14 protein-coding genes are annotated in these 14,830 nt (G+C 61.4%); 9 read left to right on the forward strand and 5 right to left on the reverse strand.

Annotated features, from left to right (window positions below; genetic code table 11):
- Window positions 1-2: 2 nt before the first annotated feature.
- A complete protein-coding gene (locus CO660_RS29755) occupies window positions 3-983 on the reverse strand; it encodes an aldo/keto reductase (RefSeq protein WP_097601632.1) in 981 nt (326 codons plus the stop codon).
- A gap of 192 nt (window positions 984-1,175) precedes the next feature.
- Here CO660_RS29755 and CO660_RS29760 point away from each other — a divergent pair, with 192 nt between their 5' ends.
- Complete coding sequence (locus CO660_RS29760; protein WP_097601633.1) at window positions 1,176-2,804, forward strand: AMP-binding protein; 1,629 nt, start codon at window positions 1,176-1,178, stop codon at window positions 2,802-2,804.
- A 16-nt stretch (window positions 2,805-2,820) separates the two neighbouring features.
- Here CO660_RS29760 and CO660_RS29765 read toward each other — a convergent pair whose 3' ends face one another.
- The 3 genes from CO660_RS29765 to secA form a co-directional block, all read right to left on the reverse strand.
- Complete coding sequence (locus CO660_RS29765) at window positions 2,821-4,098, reverse strand: GNAT family N-acetyltransferase (protein WP_097601634.1); 1,278 nt, start codon at window positions 4,096-4,098, stop codon at window positions 2,821-2,823.
- Window positions 4,099-5,514, reverse strand: a complete 1,416-nt coding sequence (locus tag CO660_RS29770) for an oligosaccharide flippase family protein (protein WP_097601647.1) — start codon at window positions 5,512-5,514, stop codon at window positions 4,099-4,101.
- Window positions 5,515-5,691: 177 nt separating this feature from the next.
- A complete protein-coding gene (gene secA / locus CO660_RS29775) occupies window positions 5,692-8,406 on the reverse strand; it encodes a preprotein translocase subunit SecA (RefSeq protein WP_097601635.1) in 2,715 nt (904 codons plus the stop codon).
- 246 nt (window positions 8,407-8,652) lie between these two features.
- Between secA and CO660_RS29780 the strand changes: the two genes are divergently transcribed.
- From CO660_RS29780 to CO660_RS29805, 6 genes are all read left to right on the forward strand, one after another.
- Window positions 8,653-9,534 (forward strand): peptidylprolyl isomerase, encoded by an 882-nt coding sequence (locus CO660_RS29780; protein WP_085780207.1) that lies wholly within the window; start codon window positions 8,653-8,655, stop codon window positions 9,532-9,534.
- Between the two features lie 114 nt (window positions 9,535-9,648).
- Window positions 9,649-10,890 (forward strand): bifunctional glutamate N-acetyltransferase/amino-acid acetyltransferase ArgJ, encoded by a 1,242-nt coding sequence (argJ, locus tag CO660_RS29785; RefSeq protein ID WP_097601648.1) that lies wholly within the window; start codon window positions 9,649-9,651, stop codon window positions 10,888-10,890.
- A complete protein-coding gene (locus tag CO660_RS29790; RefSeq protein WP_097601636.1) occupies window positions 10,871-11,677 on the forward strand; it encodes a GNAT family N-acetyltransferase in 807 nt (268 codons plus the stop codon). The genes argJ and CO660_RS29790 overlap by 20 nt, the downstream gene beginning before the upstream one ends.
- A complete protein-coding gene (mutT, locus tag CO660_RS29795; protein ID WP_085779608.1) occupies window positions 11,674-12,087 on the forward strand; it encodes an 8-oxo-dGTP diphosphatase MutT in 414 nt (137 codons plus the stop codon). Before CO660_RS29790 ends, mutT begins: the two co-directional genes overlap by 4 nt.
- A 126-nt stretch (window positions 12,088-12,213) precedes the next feature.
- A complete protein-coding gene (locus CO660_RS29800; RefSeq protein ID WP_064697586.1) occupies window positions 12,214-12,531 on the forward strand; it encodes a hypothetical protein in 318 nt (105 codons plus the stop codon).
- A gap of 82 nt (window positions 12,532-12,613) precedes the next feature.
- Window positions 12,614-12,781 carry a Flp family type IVb pilin gene (locus CO660_RS29805; RefSeq protein ID WP_085779607.1) on the forward strand — a complete coding sequence of 56 codons (168 nt, stop codon included), beginning with the start codon at window positions 12,614-12,616 and terminating at the stop codon, window positions 12,779-12,781.
- A 15-nt stretch (window positions 12,782-12,796) separates the two neighbouring features.
- On the opposite strand, the gene CO660_RS29810 is transcribed toward CO660_RS29805, so the two are convergent.
- Window positions 12,797-13,681, reverse strand: coding sequence for a methyltransferase domain-containing protein (locus CO660_RS29810; RefSeq protein WP_097601649.1), 885 nt, complete (start codon window positions 13,679-13,681; stop codon window positions 12,797-12,799).
- Between the two features lie 77 nt (window positions 13,682-13,758).
- On the opposite strand from CO660_RS29810, the gene CO660_RS29815 reads away from it, so the two are divergent.
- Window positions 13,759-14,535, forward strand: a complete 777-nt coding sequence (locus tag CO660_RS29815; protein WP_097601637.1) for a ComF family protein — start codon at window positions 13,759-13,761, stop codon at window positions 14,533-14,535.
- Between the two features lie 32 nt (window positions 14,536-14,567).
- The gene (gene grxC, locus CO660_RS29820) at window positions 14,568-14,825 is read left to right on the forward strand and encodes a glutaredoxin 3 (RefSeq protein WP_085779605.1); all 258 of its coding nucleotides are present in this window, start codon (window positions 14,568-14,570) and stop codon (window positions 14,823-14,825) included.
- Window positions 14,826-14,830: the final 5 nt, after the last annotated feature.

Below are 14,830 nucleotides of genomic sequence, written 5' to 3' on the forward strand. Positions count from 1 at the left end.
GGCTATTTGAAGCCGGCGATGGCGTGCGGGATGTAGGGCGCTTCGAGTGCCGCGATTTCCTCGGTGGTGAGTTTGACCGACAGCGAGGCAATGGCGTCCATCAGGTGGTTCGGTTTGGATGCGCCGATGATCGGCGCAGTGACCACGTTCTTCTGCAGGATCCAGGCGGTGGCGACCTGGGCGCGGGAAATGCCCCGGGCTCCGGCGATTTCGGCGACGGCATTGACGATCTTGCGGTCGGCATCGACGGACTGCGTGTAAAGCGTCTTGCCGAATTCGTCGGTTTCGCTACGCGCCGTCGTCTCGTCCCAGTCGCGGGTCAGGCGGCCACGGGCCAATGGGCTCCAGGGGATGACAGCGATCTTCTGGTCTTCGCAGAAGGGCAGCATTTCCCGCTCTTCTTCCCGGTAAAGCAAGTTCAGGTGGTTCTGCATGCTGACGAACTCGGTCCAGCCGTTCAGCCGAGAGATGTAGAGTGCCTTGGCGAATTGCCAGGCATACATCGACGAGGCGCCGATGTAACGCGCCTTGCCCGATTTGACGATGTCATGCAGCGCTTCCAGCGTTTCCTCGATCGGCGTCGTATAGTCGAAACGATGGATCTGGTAGAGGTCGACATAGTCGGTGCCGAGACGGCGCAAGCTATTGTCGATCTCGTCGAAGATCGCTTTGCGTGACAGACCGGCGCCGTTCGGGCCGGGCCGCATGCGGTTGAACACCTTGGTCGCCAGCACGATGTCCTCGCGCTTGGCGAAGTCTTTGATCGCACGGCCGACGATCTCCTCCGAGGAACCGTTGGAATAGGTATTGGCGGTGTCGAGGAAATTGATGCCGAGGTCGATCGCCTGTTTGATCATCGTCCGGCTTTCCTCTTCCCGCAGGCTCCAGGCATGATTGCCGCGGCCGGGATCACCGAAGGTCATACAGCCCAGGCAGATTTTCGAGACTTCGAGCCCGGTCTTTCCGAATTTGACGTATTCCATGAAAAACTCCAAGACTTGAGATAACCCACGCGGCGTCTCATGATCTAGTGCGCAACCGCGAAAGTCGCAGGGGCTGAATAAACAATCTGCGGACAATGCGCACACTGGTGCGTGATCTGCCGTTTTTCCCTGCAGCTTGCGTATCCGCGCCGCAAGGTGTTAGCTGGTGCAGCATTTCACCGGATTCCGACTATGCGACTGCCGTCCTTCGATCGTTATGGCGATCTCTACCGTGATTTTTCCTGGCGGATTCCGGAGGATTTCAATATCGGCCGCGCCGTCAGCGACGAATGGGCGGTGCGAGATCCGGAGCGCGTCTGTCTAGAGCATTTCAGTCCGGACGGCAATCATCGTTCGCTGACCTATGGCGAGCTTTCCGGTACTTCCTCCATGTTCGCCAATGCGCTGGCGTCGCTCGGCATCAAGCGCGGCGATCGTATCGCTCTGCTGATGCCCCAGTCCTTCGAGACCGTGATTGCGCACGTCGCGATCTATAAAATGGGTGCAATCGCCCTGCCACTGGCGCTGCTGTTCGGCGTCGAGGCGCTTGAATATCGGCTCAGAATCTCAGGCGCGGCGGCAATCATCACCAATGATTTCGGCCTTGATCGGGTCCGGCAAATCCGCGATCGCCTGCCGGAGCTGCGACAAATGATCAGCGTCAGCGACGCTGCCGACGCCCTCTCCTTTGCCGATCTGACCGCCTCGCATGCGCCGGTCTTCGAGGGAGAGAAGACAACGCCCGACGATCCGGCGCTGATGATCTTCACCTCGGGCACGACGGGGTCGCCCAAGGGCGCATTGCATGGCCACCGTGTTCTGCCCGGGCATATCCCCGGCATGCAGTTCGCCCATGAAGGGTTTCCCAAGGCGGGCGACAAGGTCTGGACTCCGTCCGACTGGGCCTGGGCCGGCGGGCTGCTCAACGCGTTGCTGCCGAGCCTTCTGCTCGGCGTCCCCGTCGTCTCGTCGCCGGCGCAGAAATTCGATGCCGAGATGGCCTATCGGATCATGGCAGAGATGAAGGTGCGCAATGCCTTCATTCCACCGACGGCACTTCGGCTGATGCGGTCGGTTTCCGACCCCAGGTCGAAATATGATCTGGTGCTGCGCACCATCGGCTCGGCGGGAGAAGCACTCGGCCGCGAGACCTATGATTGGGCGCAGCGCACGCTCGGCATCACCGTCAACGAGTTCTACGGCCAGACGGAATGCAATTTCGTGCTGTCGTCGAGTGCCGCCTGTGGCGTCACCAAGGCCGGCGCTATCGGACGCGCGGTGCCCGGCCATCGTGTCGCGATCGTCAGCGAGGCCGGCTACGAACTGCCGGCGGGCGAATCCGGTCAGATCGCTATCGCCAGTCCCGATCCCGTCATGTTCCTCGGCTATTGGAACGACGCGGCGGCGACCGAACGGAAATTTCTCCACGGCTGGCTGCTTACCGGCGACATCGGCCGGCAGGACGAAGACGGCTACGTCACCTTCGAAGGCCGCGACGACGACGTCATCACATCGTCCGGATATCGCATCGGCCCGGCCGAGATCGAGGATTGCCTGATCGGCCATCCCGCCGTGCAGCTTGCCGCGGCCGTCGGCAAACCCGATGCGGTGCGCACCGAGATCGTCAAGGCCTATATCGTGCTGTCACCCGGTCATTCGCCGAGCGAGGCGCTGGCCGCCGAAATCAGGGAATGGGTGAAGATGCGGCTTTCGATGCACGAATATCCGCGCGAGGTGGAATTCGTCGAATCATTGCCGTTGACGACAACCGGCAAGGTCATCCGCCGGCTGCTGCGGGAGAAGGCTGCGGCTGAGGGCTAAGCATTCCGGAGATGCTTTAGCCTCGGCCGGCGAGCGACATGATCTTCTCGCGCAGCATTTTCGCCATGTTGCGGGTGCTGCGATACATGTGCAGCTGGGCGGCGGCCTGGCGCATGTCGCGGTCGCCGTTCTGCGTCAGACCGATGACCAAAGTTCCCATCTCCTCGCGCTCCTGCCAGAAGCGGCTCATGATCGGGTGGTCAGAGACGGCGCAGGAATCCGAGCGCACGATATTGGCGTCATCGAGATGCCATTCCGTGAGCTCGCTCATCAGGAGCTTGCCCGGCGAATAGCGGGCATAGTTCTCGTCATAGGCCGTCTTCCAGGTATAGGCCTCGCCGCCCATCATCAGAACGACGATGGCGGCGATCGCCTTGCCGTTGAGATCGATCGTATGGATGCGCACGGCGTCGACGGCGGCAAGGTTCGAGACGGCTTCGCGCGCGAAGGCGGTATGGTAGCGATCGGTGACGAGAGCACTTCGGCGTTTGCCCTTCCAGCCGCCGGCCTCCATTGCCAGGAATTCCTCGAAGCGGACGTGGACGTCGCGCGGCTGACGGGCGACGGCATAGACCGCCGTTCCCTGTTCCTCAAGCAGGCGCCACTGTCGGCGCATCTCGCGCATATGCGACGAGGATATTGTTTTGCCGAGATAGGCGGGCGCCTCTTCCTCACTCTGCAGCATGGGGCGCAGATAGGGATTGGCCACGGTGAGCGGCAGGTTGCGGCCGAGCGCCACGGCCTTGAGGATGCGCACGAAAATGCCGTTCAATCTCAGATCCGGCAAGACCAGCGTGCTCGGCAGGTTGAGGTCGGGAACGGCCAGTCCCTCGAAGAAATTGTCGAGGGTTTCGGCCGCATCTTCGCTGTCGACGAGCGGTGTGCCAAGCGGACCGAAGCTGTTCGACCAGCCGCGGATGATCGAGGGGCCGACGGCAAAGCCCGGTCTGTCGACCGAAAACGGCAGGAGGAAACGCATGCGGCTACGGCCGGCGCCGTGATCGCGGATCAGGGCGAAATTGACCTGCCGGTCTTCGATCCGCGGCATGGCGGGCGCAAGGAAGCGGCCGGAGAAAAAGACGTTCGGTTCCATCGCCCGGTTGGACAGGAAGTCGAGCTCATCCTGAAGTTCGTAGCCGAGCTTGCCGGGATAGAGGCAGAGCTCGCGTCCCGGCCGGCCGATCTCGGCACGGGCCTCGGCCTGCGGCGCTTCGAAATGCAGCGCCGCGAGCTCATGGATCATGCGGTTGCTGATGCTGTCGGTGCTTTCGGTGATGGGGGGCAGGCGCACCATCTATCGAACTCTCATTTCTGGCGTTGCGGCGGAGGGGCTGGCGAAGGCGAAGAGGGCGATGCCGAGCGTGCGGCGCACGGCGACATGCAGGAGGATAGCCTCGACCGCCATGGCCGAGGCCGTGGCGACGGCGGTGCCTTCGATGCCGTAGTGCGGGATCAAAGCAAGGTTGAGGCCGACATTGGCAGCCAATGCGCCGGCATAGAGCGCCACACACAGGTTCTGCTTGCCCGCCATCATCAGCAGCGTTTCAGCCGGGCCGACCAGCGACTTGGCAAGGATGCCGGCAAGCAGGATCGCCATGACAAGATAACCTGACGTGAAGGCGCCGCCGAACAGCGACAGCAGCAGATGGCCGGTCGCGAGCACCGCAAGGCCGACCACCAGCGCCGGCCAGAACGTCCAGCGGGCGGCGTCGGCAGCGGCGTTGGCGAGCTGGGATTGATCGCCTTCGGCAATGATCGAGGAAAAGCGCGGGCCGGAAGCGGCCTTGACCGAGAAATTGATGAAATGCACCAGCGCCATGGTCTTGGCGGCGGCGAAATAGACGGCGACGTCGTGCGGTTCAAGGAAAATGCCGACAACGATGACATCGGAATTGGTGAGCAGGAAACTCACGCCCTCAATGAGGAAGATCGGGAAGGCGACGCTCAGCCAGGCGAGGAAATTGACCTTGCGCGGACCTTCGTCATAATGCCGGCGGAGGCGCAAGAGTGTCGCGCCATACTGGCCAAGAGCGGTGACGAAGGTCGCGACAAGCGCTGCCTGCATGGCAGTGACAGCGGTATGCTCTGCGCCCATCGCTATCGCGATCAGCATGAAGGCGATAATAAGAATCGGCCGGATGATATAGACCGGGCTCAGCGCCATCACCGGCCAATGGTTCGCCCGCGACGTGCCCTCCAGAATATCGCCGAGCGCGATCATCGGCATGGCAAGCAGGCCGATGAAGATCGGGACGAGATAATAGCTCTCGATCATATCGCCGAAGAAATGCAGCCCGATCATGCCGGCGGCGAGCATCACCGTGCCGGAAAGCAGCGCGAAGGTACGCGCCGTGCCGGTCAGGCCGCGGATCTCCTCGAAAGCGCCCGCCGCCTTGTACTGCGGCAGGAAGCGGACGATCGCGGTGTGGAAGCCGAGGCAGGAGAGATCGCCGAAGACGACGATCAGCACCCAGACGAAAACGAAGATGCCATATTCATATTCGCCCATCAGCCGTGCGAGCACGATCTGCGAGATAAAGGCCAGCGCGGCGCTGAGGATGCGGATCGAGAAGGCCGTCAGCGCCATGCGCCGGGCCGCGGCCTTTTCTCCGCGTTCAGTGAGCATGGCGGCAAACATGCGCAGCATACGGCCGCCGATCGGGCGCAGGCCCCCGGGCAGCAGTTTCTCCGCTGTTTCTATGACCGCCATGATGAACACGCAAAACTCTAAAGGTCAGGCAAATCGTCCCTGAAGTCTTGACAGGACAGGGTTAAGAAACGGTTCCGGATCAGGTCGCGATTCGGCTGCGAAGGCCGGGGTTTCGGTGCTGCCGCAGAAAAGAAAATGCCGCCCCAAGGCGGCATTTCCAGTTTTTCGCGATTTGCCTCAGACCTGCTCGAAGGCGCCGTGGCAATGCTTGTATTTCTTGCCGGAACCGCAGGGGCAAGCCTCGTTGCGCCCGACTTTGCCCCAGGTGGCGGGATCGTCCGGATTCCGGTTCTCAGGTGAGACGAAGACTTCGGAGGCCTGGTAGATCGGGGCGAAATCGTCCTCCCCGGTCGTCGGATCGAGATGATGGGCCTGCATCAGCGGCGGTTCCGGCTCAGCCGGCGCCTGCTGCACCAGCTCGACGCGCATCAGCTGGGCCGTGACGGCCTCGCGCAGATTGTTGAGGAGGCCGGTGAAGAGTTCGAAAGCTTCGGACTTGTATTCCTGCAGCGGATCGCGCTGGGCATAACCGCGGAAACCGATGACGGAGCGCAGGTGGTCGAGGTTGACGATATGCTCGCGCCAGAGATGATCGAGCGTCTGCATGACGATCGAGCGTTCGACATAATGCATGATGTCGTCGCCGAAGCGCTCGGCCTTTTCCGTAAAGGCGGCATTGGCGGCCTGCGTCAGGCGCTCGCGAATGTCATCCTCGCCGATGCCTTCTTCCTTGAACCACTCCTCGATCGGCAGATCGAGGTTCAGAATATTGGCAACACCGGTCTTCAGGCCGACGGCATCCCATTGTTCGGCATAGGCGCGCTCGGGGATATGCTTTTCGACCAGATCCTCGATCACTTCGCGGCGCATGTCGGAGACGGTCTCGGAAATATTGGTCGATTCCATCAGCTCGAGACGCTGCTCAAAAATCACCTTGCGCTGATCGTTGAGGACGTCGTCATACTTCAGCAGATTCTTGCGGATATCGAAGTTGCGGGCTTCGACCTTCTTCTGCGCGCGCTCGAGAGCCTTGTTGATCCACGGATGGACGATCGCCTCGCCCTCCTTGAGGCCGAGCTTGGTCAGCATGCTGTCCATGCGGTCGGAGCCGAAGATGCGCATCAGGTCGTCCTGAAGCGAAAGGTAGAATTTTGAGCGGCCGGGGTCGCCCTGACGACCGGAGCGACCGCGCAACTGGTTGTCGATGCGGCGGCTCTCGTGGCGTTCGGTGGCGATGACGTAGAGACCGCCGGCAGCAAGCGCCTTTTCCTTGAGTTCCTTGATCTCCTCGACGATCGCCTGGACCTTTGCGTCGCGCTCCGGACCGGCTTCGACATCGCCGAGCTCGCGTTCGATACGCATTTCCAGGTTGCCGCCGAGCTGAATGTCGGTGCCGCGGCCGGCCATATTGGTGGCGATCGTGACGGCGCCCGGTACACCGGCCTGGGCGACGATATAGGCTTCCTGCTCGTGGTAGCGGGCGTTCAGCACCTGGAAGTCGTTGAAACCCTGCTTGCGCAGGCGCTCGGCAAGCAGCTCCGACTTCTCGATCGAGGTCGTACCGACGAGCACCGGCTGACCGCGCTTATGAGCATCGAGGATCTCGTCGATGATTGCCTTGAACTTCTCGTCGAAGGTCCGATAGACCTCATCGTCCTCGTCGATACGCTTGATCGGCAGGTTGGTCGGGACTTCGACCACGTCGAGATTATAGATGTTGGCGAATTCTTCCGCTTCCGTCTGCGCAGTGCCGGTCATTCCGGCGAGCTTATCGTACATGCGGAAGTAGTTCTGGAAAGTGATCGAAGCCAGCGTCTGGTTTTCCGGCTGGATCTGCACCTTTTCCTTGGCTTCGAGCGCCTGGTGCTGGCCTTCCGAATAACGCCGCCCCGGCATCATGCGGCCGGTGAATTCATCGATGATGACGACTTCGTCGTTGCGGACGATATAGTCCTTGTCGCGCTGAAAGAGCTTGTGGGCCTTGAGCGCATTGTTGATGTGGTGGACGATTGCGACGTTCTCGATGTCGTAGAGCGCGTTACCCTTCAAAAGGCCAGCCTGGCGGAGCAGGTTTTCCAACTTCTCGGTGCCCTCTTCGGAGAAGTTGGCGGAACGCTGCTTCTCGTCGATCTCGTAATCGCTGGGCGCGAGCAGCGGAATGAAGGCGTCGATCGTATTGTAGAGCTCGGAACGGTCGTCGAGCGGGCCGGAGATGATCAGCGGCGTGCGCGCTTCGTCGACGAGAATCGAGTCGACTTCGTCGACGATCGCGAAATTGTGGCCGCGCTGGACCATCTGATTCTTCTCGTACTTCATGTTATCGCGCAGATAATCGAAGCCAAGCTCGTTGTTGGTGGCATAGGTGATGTCGCAGGCATAGGCCGCGCGGCGCTCCTCGTCGGAGAGGCCATGGACGATGACGCCTGTGGTCATGCCGAGGAAGCTGTAGACGCGGCCCATGGTCGCGGCATCGCGCTGGGCAAGATAGTCGTTGACGGTGACGACGTGCACGCCCTTGCCGGAAAGCGCGTTCAGATAGACCGGCAGGGTGGCGACGAGGGTCTTGCCTTCGCCGGTCTTCATCTCGGCGATCGCATTCGAATGCAGGATCATGCCGCCGATCAGCTGTACGTCAAAAGGTCGCAGGCCGAGAACGCGGCGCGACGCCTCGCGCACGACGGCGAAGGCGGGAATCAGGATGTCGTCGAGCGTCTTGCCTTCTGCGAGAAGGGCGCGGAATTCGACGGTCTTTGCCGCGAGCTGCTCGTCCGTCAGCGCCTTCGTCTTCTCTTCGATGGAGTTGATCGCGGCGACGTTCGGCTGGTAGGACCGCACGCGGCGATCATTGGACGACCCAAATAACTTGCGGGCTATACCGCCAAAGCTGACCATGTGACTGGTCCTTTCTCAATATTCATCCGCGACGTTTCTTGTCCGTGGCCCAGCCGAAAATCAGGCGCACGCCTTGAAACGCCCGGAAACTGTTCTGGACGCGAGGTTGCGTGACAGATAAGAGGGGGGTCGAATGATGTCAACGGATTTGGCGGATACAGAAAGGCCACAATCCGGTGTTGATGGCTATTTTGAGCTGGAACAGGCGATGCTGAAGCCGGCGATGTAACTGTGAAGGGTTATTTGATGTTGAGCACCAATAAATTCGCCGTGCTGGCGTTTGCAACTTTTGTTGCATTCCAGGCTCCGGCCCATGCAGAGGACGCCGTCGTCGCCATGGTCGGCAATCTGGAGATCCACCAGTCTGAACTCGATCTCGCCGTTGCCAACCTCGATCCGCAGCTGGCGCAGCTTCCCGATGACCAGAAGAAGGTCGCGGCGCTCTCCGCAGCCATCGATGTGAAACTGCTTGCGACCGGCGCCACGACTGAGAAGCTCGACCAGACCGACGAATTCAAGAAGCGCATGCAGTATCTCACCGATCGTGAGCTTCACAACGCCTATTTCAAGAAGCACGTCGTCGACACAGTGACGCCTGACGAAATCAAGGCTCGTTACGACAAGGAAGTCGCAGCTCTGCCGAAGCAGGAAGAAGTCCACGCCCGCCACATCCTGGTCAAGACTGAGGACGAAGCCAAGGACATCATCAAGCAGCTTGACGCTGGCAAGGATTTCGCCGAACTCGCCAAGGAAAAATCCACCGACCCAAACAAGTCGGAAGGTGGCGATCTCGGCTATTTCTCGCGCGGCCGTATGGTGAAGGAATTCGAGGACGCGGCCTTCGCGCTCGAGAAGGGTGCCTATTCGAAAACGCCGGTCAAGACTGATTTCGGCTATCATGTCATCAAGGTCGAGGACAAGCGCGACGCTCCGCCGCCGCCTTTCGATCAGGTGCAGGACCAGGTTCGTCAGCTCGTCATGCGCGACAAGTATCTTGCCCTGCTCAATCAGGCGAAGTCTTCTGCCAAGATCGAGATCTCGGACGAGACTTTGCGTAAGGGTTACGACGAGGCCAACAAGCAGCCGGAGCCGGGCAGCGAGCCCGCCCAGCCGGCGCCGAAGCAGTAAATATTCGCATCAGGGCCCGGTTCTTCCGGGCCCTTCCTTATCGTTGTTGTCGCATTTCCGGACGGCGAGCCGGTTCTTTCAGTCGCCGGGAAATGCTCATTGGCAGGTTTCATCATGTCCGGTTCCGTTTCGCCGCTCGCCCCGAAATCCTTCGTTCCGATGCCTTCGCTGCGCGGCGTGCGCATGGCGACGGCTTCGGCCGGCATCAAGTACAAGAACCGCACCGACGTGCTGATGATGGTCTTCGATAAGCCGGCATCGGTCGCGGGCGTCTTCACCCGTTCCAAATGCCCCTCCGCGCCAGTCGATTTCTGCCGTGCGAACCTGGCCCACGGCACTGCGCGCGCCGTCGTCGTCAATTCCGGCAATGCCAATGCCTTTACCGGCATGAAGGGCCGCCAGGCGACCGCGCTGACGGCGAAGTCGGCTGCTGCGGCCGTCGGCTGCGGCGAAAACGAGATCTATCTGGCATCGACCGGCGTCATCGGTGAGCCGCTCGATGCCACCAAATTCGCTGGCGTTCTTGACAGGATGCAGGCCGAGGCGACCGGCGATTTCTGGTTCGAAGCCGCCAAGGCGATCATGACGACCGATACCTATCCGAAAGTTTCGACCCGCAGCGCCGAGATCGGCGGCGTGGCCGTGACGATCAACGGCATTGCCAAAGGCGCCGGCATGATTGCGCCCGACATGGCGACTATGCTCTCCTTCGTCGTCACCGATGCCGATATCGCCTCCGAAGCGCTACAGGCGCTTCTGTCCGACGGCGTCGGGCCGACCTTCAATTCCATGACCGTCGACAGCGACACGTCCACCTCCGATACGCTGATGCTGTTTGCGACGGGGGCTGCGGCCGAGGACGGCCAGGCCCACATCGAACGCGCCGACGATCCGCGCCTTGCAGCTTTCCGCGCCGCCCTGAACGAAGTGCTGAAGGACCTTTCGCTGCAGGTTGTGCGCGACGGCGAAGGCGCCACCAAGATGCTCGAAATCACTGTAACGGGCGCCGAGAGCGATGCCGCCGCCAAGCGCATTGCGCTGTCGATCGCCAATTCGCCGCTGGTCAAGACGGCGGCCGCCGGCGAAGACGCCAATTGGGGCCGTATTGTCATGGCCGTCGGCAAAGCCGGGGAGATGGCGGATCGTGACCGGCTCGCCATCTGGTTCGGCGATATCAGGGTCGCCGTCAACGGCGAGCGTGACCCGGATTATTCCGAGGCCGCCGCCTCGAATGTGATGAAAGCGCAGGACATCCCCGTTAAAGTCGATATCGGCCTCGGTACGGGGTCGGCAACCGTCTGGACCTGCGACCTCACCAAGGAATATGTTGCAATCAATGGCGACTATCGGAGCTGATCGTCCATTGGGCCAGGCGTCCATATCTTCAAAGAATTTGCCGTTGGTTCGCAGGCTGGAGGCCGTCGGCTTTCGCGCCTGGCCGGCGGCGTCCGTGCAATATGACGGCAGCTGGCAGGTGCGGCTGACGGCGGGCCACCCGTCCAACCGGCTGAATTCCATTGTGCCGCTCGACCCCTCGGACCATCGCGATGTCGATATCCGTCTGGAAAAGGCGAGCCGGAAGTTCGAGGCCTATGGCCGCGCCGCCGTGGTCCGTCAGACACCGCTCGCCTCGCCGGTGCTGATCGAGCTTCTCAGCGCCCGGAACTGGACACGGTTCGACGAGACCGTGGTGATGACCTGCGATCTCACTGAAGCCGAGCTGCCGGACACTCTCGATCATCTGCCGACCCACGATGTCGGTCGTTTCGTCGATGCCAACCTGGCGGTCGACGGGGCGCCAGTGAGCCTGAAACCGGCGCTTGCCGAAATCATTTCGGCGATCAAGCCGCCGTCGGGGCTTTTCCTCATCGAGAATGCCGTGGAGGGACCGCTTGCGACCGTGCTCTGCGTCCAGGATAACGATCTTGCCGGCATCATGTCGCTTTCGGTCTGCGAAACGCGACGGCGCGAAGGGCTCGGCACCGAAATCTTGACTTCAGCGCTACGCTGGGCGCGCATGCGTAGCGCCCGTTCGGCCTGGCTGCAGGTCAAGCTTTCCAATCGCCCGGCCATCGCGCTTTACGAGCGCCTCGGGTTTCGCGACGCCTATCATTACTGCTATTGGCAGCGAGGGTCGCGATGAGCGAGGCAGGCCGGAAGATATTGCTGGTCGCCGCCTGTGCGCTGATCGATGCCGACGGGCGTATCCTATTGGCACAACGTCCTGAGGGAAAGTCGCTGGCGGGGCTCTGGGAGTTTCCCGGAGGGAAAGTCGAGCCCGGCGAGACTCCGGAGGAGACGCTGGTGCGCGAGCTCGAGGAGGAGCTTGGTGTCAAGACCAAGATCGCCTGCCTGGCGCCGCTCACCTTTGCCAGCCATTCCTACGAGACGTTCCACCTGCTGATGCCGCTTTATATCTGCCGGCGCTATGAGGGGATTGCCCAGGGCCGCGAGGGGCAGGCTCTGAAATGGGTGCGTGCGCAGGCGCTACGGGATTACCCGATGCCGCCGGCCGACGAGCCGCTGATCCCGATGTTGCAGGATTTACTTTAGCATTAGCTGATTATTGTCTCGCCGCGGCGTTTTCGGCTGTGGATATTAATGGATCGTTTAACACCTTCTGCCAAAGATCGGCCTCAATCAAGCATCTGGCGTGCGTGTATTAAAAGGCTTGACGTCATGGACGATGATTTCTGGAAAGCTGTCCGGGAAAAGGAACGGGCTTCGTCTGCCTCGCGCAGGACCGGTGCGCTCAATATCGCCCTTCTGTTCGGCACGGCGGTGGTCGCGTTGACGTTGATTCTGACGCCCATGCTTGCGGATTCCTCGAAGAAAAGCGTCTTTGCGAGCGCACCGGTCGATTTCGATACGATCACGACCGGATCGATTCCGAAGAACGAAAGCGGCAAGCACTATACCATTCGTCGTAGCGTCCTTCAGGACACGCCCGGCTCAGTCTGCGTCGTCCAAGGCTACGGCGTCGGCGCCGGTTGCTGAAGCCGGACGCTTGGAATGACGGCCATCGCTCGGTGGCTGCGGAATTGATCGTTGCAGGCGGTTCACGCAGAAGGTGGGGGTAATGCGTCTTTGGAAAGCATTTCTTGCAGATGACATCGGCGCAACGGCGGTCGAATACGGCCTGATCGCCGCCATCATTTGCACGGCGCTTGTCTCCGGTCTCGGCATCTTCACCGGCAGCCTGCAGAACGTCTTCAACGTGGTCAGCAACAATATCACCGTCAATTGAAGAAGCTGCGGACGATCACTGCTTGAGCTTGTGTTCGTGCACTTTCAGCGCGTCGGCAAGGCGTGCTTTGGCCGAGCCCGGCTGGAGCGGCTTCTGTTGGCTCTCGTGCGGAGCCCATCCGGAGACATAGATGATCGAGAATGTCGCGCGAATGCGTCCGTCGGGATCGGAATATCGTTCGGCGTAGATCTCTGCGGCGCGCAGGAAGAAGGCGCGCGTCAGCGGCATGCGGCTGCGGGCTGCAAGCGGATTGCTCATGCCCATCGCCCTGAGATCGCGCATCAGCGGGAAGAGCGAGTCATATCGGACCGTATAGTTCTCTGCGTCGATCACCGGCAGGGTGAAGCCGGCGCGCTGCATCAGACTGCCGATATCGCGCACATCGGCGAAGGGAACGACACGGGGGCTTGCGCCGCCCGTCGTCTCGACCTCGGCGGCCAAAAGCACTTCACGCAGTTCCTGCAGCGTGCCGGCGCCGGGAATGGCCGCCAGGAACAGGCCGTCCGGCTTGAGGGCGCGCCGAATCTGGATGAAAACGCCGGGCGTATCGTTGGTCAGATGCAGGCAGAGCGGTGCGAGGATGAGATTGGCCGATTGCGGCGGAAGCGGCACCTCCTCGAGCGGCGCCTCGATCAAGGTTTCGCCCGGGCCCGTATAGGCCCTTTCGCTCTCGACGCGGATCATCGCGCCGATCTTGCCCGTCGCCAGCGCCGCGCGGGCGGCTGCACCGGTCGTGCCATGCAATTCAACGGCGGTGTCGAAGCGCCGCTCGACGACATCAAGCCTCTCTGCCATTTCCTCGGCCGCGATGTCGAGCAGGAAAGCGGCTTTCAGGTCGTTGTTGACAAGCGCGCGATGGCGATGTGCGGCGATCAGGGCTCTGTCGAAGATCGTTTCCATGGGAATGTCCATAGTCCCGGCTCGCTGAAGCGGCAAGGCGATTTTCCTTTCGAAGAGAACAGGCTAGTCTCGACCTTATGAAACGGATCCAATCCGAATGGCCGACAGATTTGCTCCGGGCGCATCTCCTGCGACCGTTTTCGGCGCTCGCCGATTTTCTCTATCCGCCCGCCTGTTCCGTCTGCGGCATTTCGACCGGCGACCATCGCGGACTGTGTGCGAAATGCTGGTCCGGCATCCAATTCATCGAGCGGCCCTATTGCGAAGTGCTCGGCATTCCCTTCTCGCATGATCTCGGCGTCGGCATCCTCAGCGCCGAGGCGATCGCCAATCCGCCGCCTTTCGACCGGTTGCGGTCAGCGGCGACGCACGATCATGCCATCCGAGATCTCGTTCACGGTTTGAAATATCGCGATCGTACCGATCTGGCGCCGATGATGGCCGGCTGGATGCTGCGCGCCTCCGACGGCGCGGTGGAAAGCTGCGATGCGCTGATCCCGGTGCCGTTGCACCGCACCCGCATGCTGGCTCGTAAGTTCAACCAGGCTGCCGAACTTGCCCGCCATATGGCGAGCCTATCGGGCAAGCCGCTGCTTGCCGCAACGCTCATCCGCGTCAAGCGCACCAGTCAGCAGGTCGGCCTCGGCGCCAAGGCGCGCGAGGACAATGTCAGAGGCGCTTTCGCGATTGCCAAAGGCTGCGAGAACGACGTTTTCGGCAAGCGTATTGTGCTTGTCGACGACGTCTATACGACCGGGGCGACGGTCGCCGCCGCCAGCCGGACGCTGCGCAAGGCGGGTGCGGCCGAGATAACGGTTTTGGCCTTTGCAAGGGCTCTCTCCGAGCCTATATGACAGAAAATACCCGGCATTCGTCTGGAGATATCATGGTACCCGTCACGATCTATACACGGCAGTTCTGCGGCTATTGCAGCCGCGCCAAATCCCTTCTCGAACAGAAGGGTGTCGACTACGTCGAGCACGACGCGACTTATTCGCCGGATCTTCGCCAGGAGATGATCGGCAAGGCGAACGGGCGCACGACATTTCCGCAGATCTTCATCGGCACCAAACATGTCGGCGGCTGCGACGACCTCTTCGCGCTCGACCGGGCCGGCAAGCTCGATCCGATGCTGGCGGCCTGAGGACG

This window comes from Rhizobium sp. L9 (genome assembly GCF_002531885.1).
Lineage (GTDB): Bacteria > Pseudomonadota > Alphaproteobacteria > Rhizobiales > Rhizobiaceae > Rhizobium.

What these genes read in the sequence shown, in the direction of transcription:
- grxC (WP_085779605.1), top strand. Translation starts at nt 14,568, where the DNA reads ATGGTACCCGTCACGATCTATACACGGCAGTTCTGCGGCTATTGCAGC.
- CO660_RS29765 (WP_097601634.1), bottom strand. Translation starts at nt 4,098, where the DNA reads ATGGTGCGCCTGCCCCCCATCACCGAAAGCACCGACAGCATCAGCAAC.
- CO660_RS29805 (WP_085779607.1), top strand. Translation starts at nt 12,614, where the DNA reads ATGCGTCTTTGGAAAGCATTTCTTGCAGATGACATCGGCGCAACGGCG.
- CO660_RS29815 (WP_097601637.1), top strand. Translation starts at nt 13,759, where the DNA reads ATGAAACGGATCCAATCCGAATGGCCGACAGATTTGCTCCGGGCGCAT.
- CO660_RS29810 (WP_097601649.1), bottom strand. Translation starts at nt 13,681, where the DNA reads ATGGAAACGATCTTCGACAGAGCCCTGATCGCCGCACATCGCCATCGC.
- mutT (WP_085779608.1), top strand. Translation starts at nt 11,674, where the DNA reads ATGAGCGAGGCAGGCCGGAAGATATTGCTGGTCGCCGCCTGTGCGCTG.
- CO660_RS29760 (WP_097601633.1), top strand. Translation starts at nt 1,176, where the DNA reads ATGCGACTGCCGTCCTTCGATCGTTATGGCGATCTCTACCGTGATTTT.
- CO660_RS29790 (WP_097601636.1), top strand. Translation starts at nt 10,871, where the DNA reads ATGGCGACTATCGGAGCTGATCGTCCATTGGGCCAGGCGTCCATATCT.
- secA (WP_097601635.1), bottom strand. Translation starts at nt 8,406, where the DNA reads ATGGTCAGCTTTGGCGGTATAGCCCGCAAGTTATTTGGGTCGTCCAAT.
- CO660_RS29755 (WP_097601632.1), bottom strand. Translation starts at nt 983, where the DNA reads ATGGAATACGTCAAATTCGGAAAGACCGGGCTCGAAGTCTCGAAAATC.
- CO660_RS29800 (WP_064697586.1), top strand. Translation starts at nt 12,214, where the DNA reads ATGGACGATGATTTCTGGAAAGCTGTCCGGGAAAAGGAACGGGCTTCG.
- argJ (WP_097601648.1), top strand. Translation starts at nt 9,649, where the DNA reads ATGTCCGGTTCCGTTTCGCCGCTCGCCCCGAAATCCTTCGTTCCGATG.
- CO660_RS29780 (WP_085780207.1), top strand. Translation starts at nt 8,653, where the DNA reads ATGTTGAGCACCAATAAATTCGCCGTGCTGGCGTTTGCAACTTTTGTT.
- CO660_RS29770 (WP_097601647.1), bottom strand. Translation starts at nt 5,514, where the DNA reads ATGGCGGTCATAGAAACAGCGGAGAAACTGCTGCCCGGGGGCCTGCGC.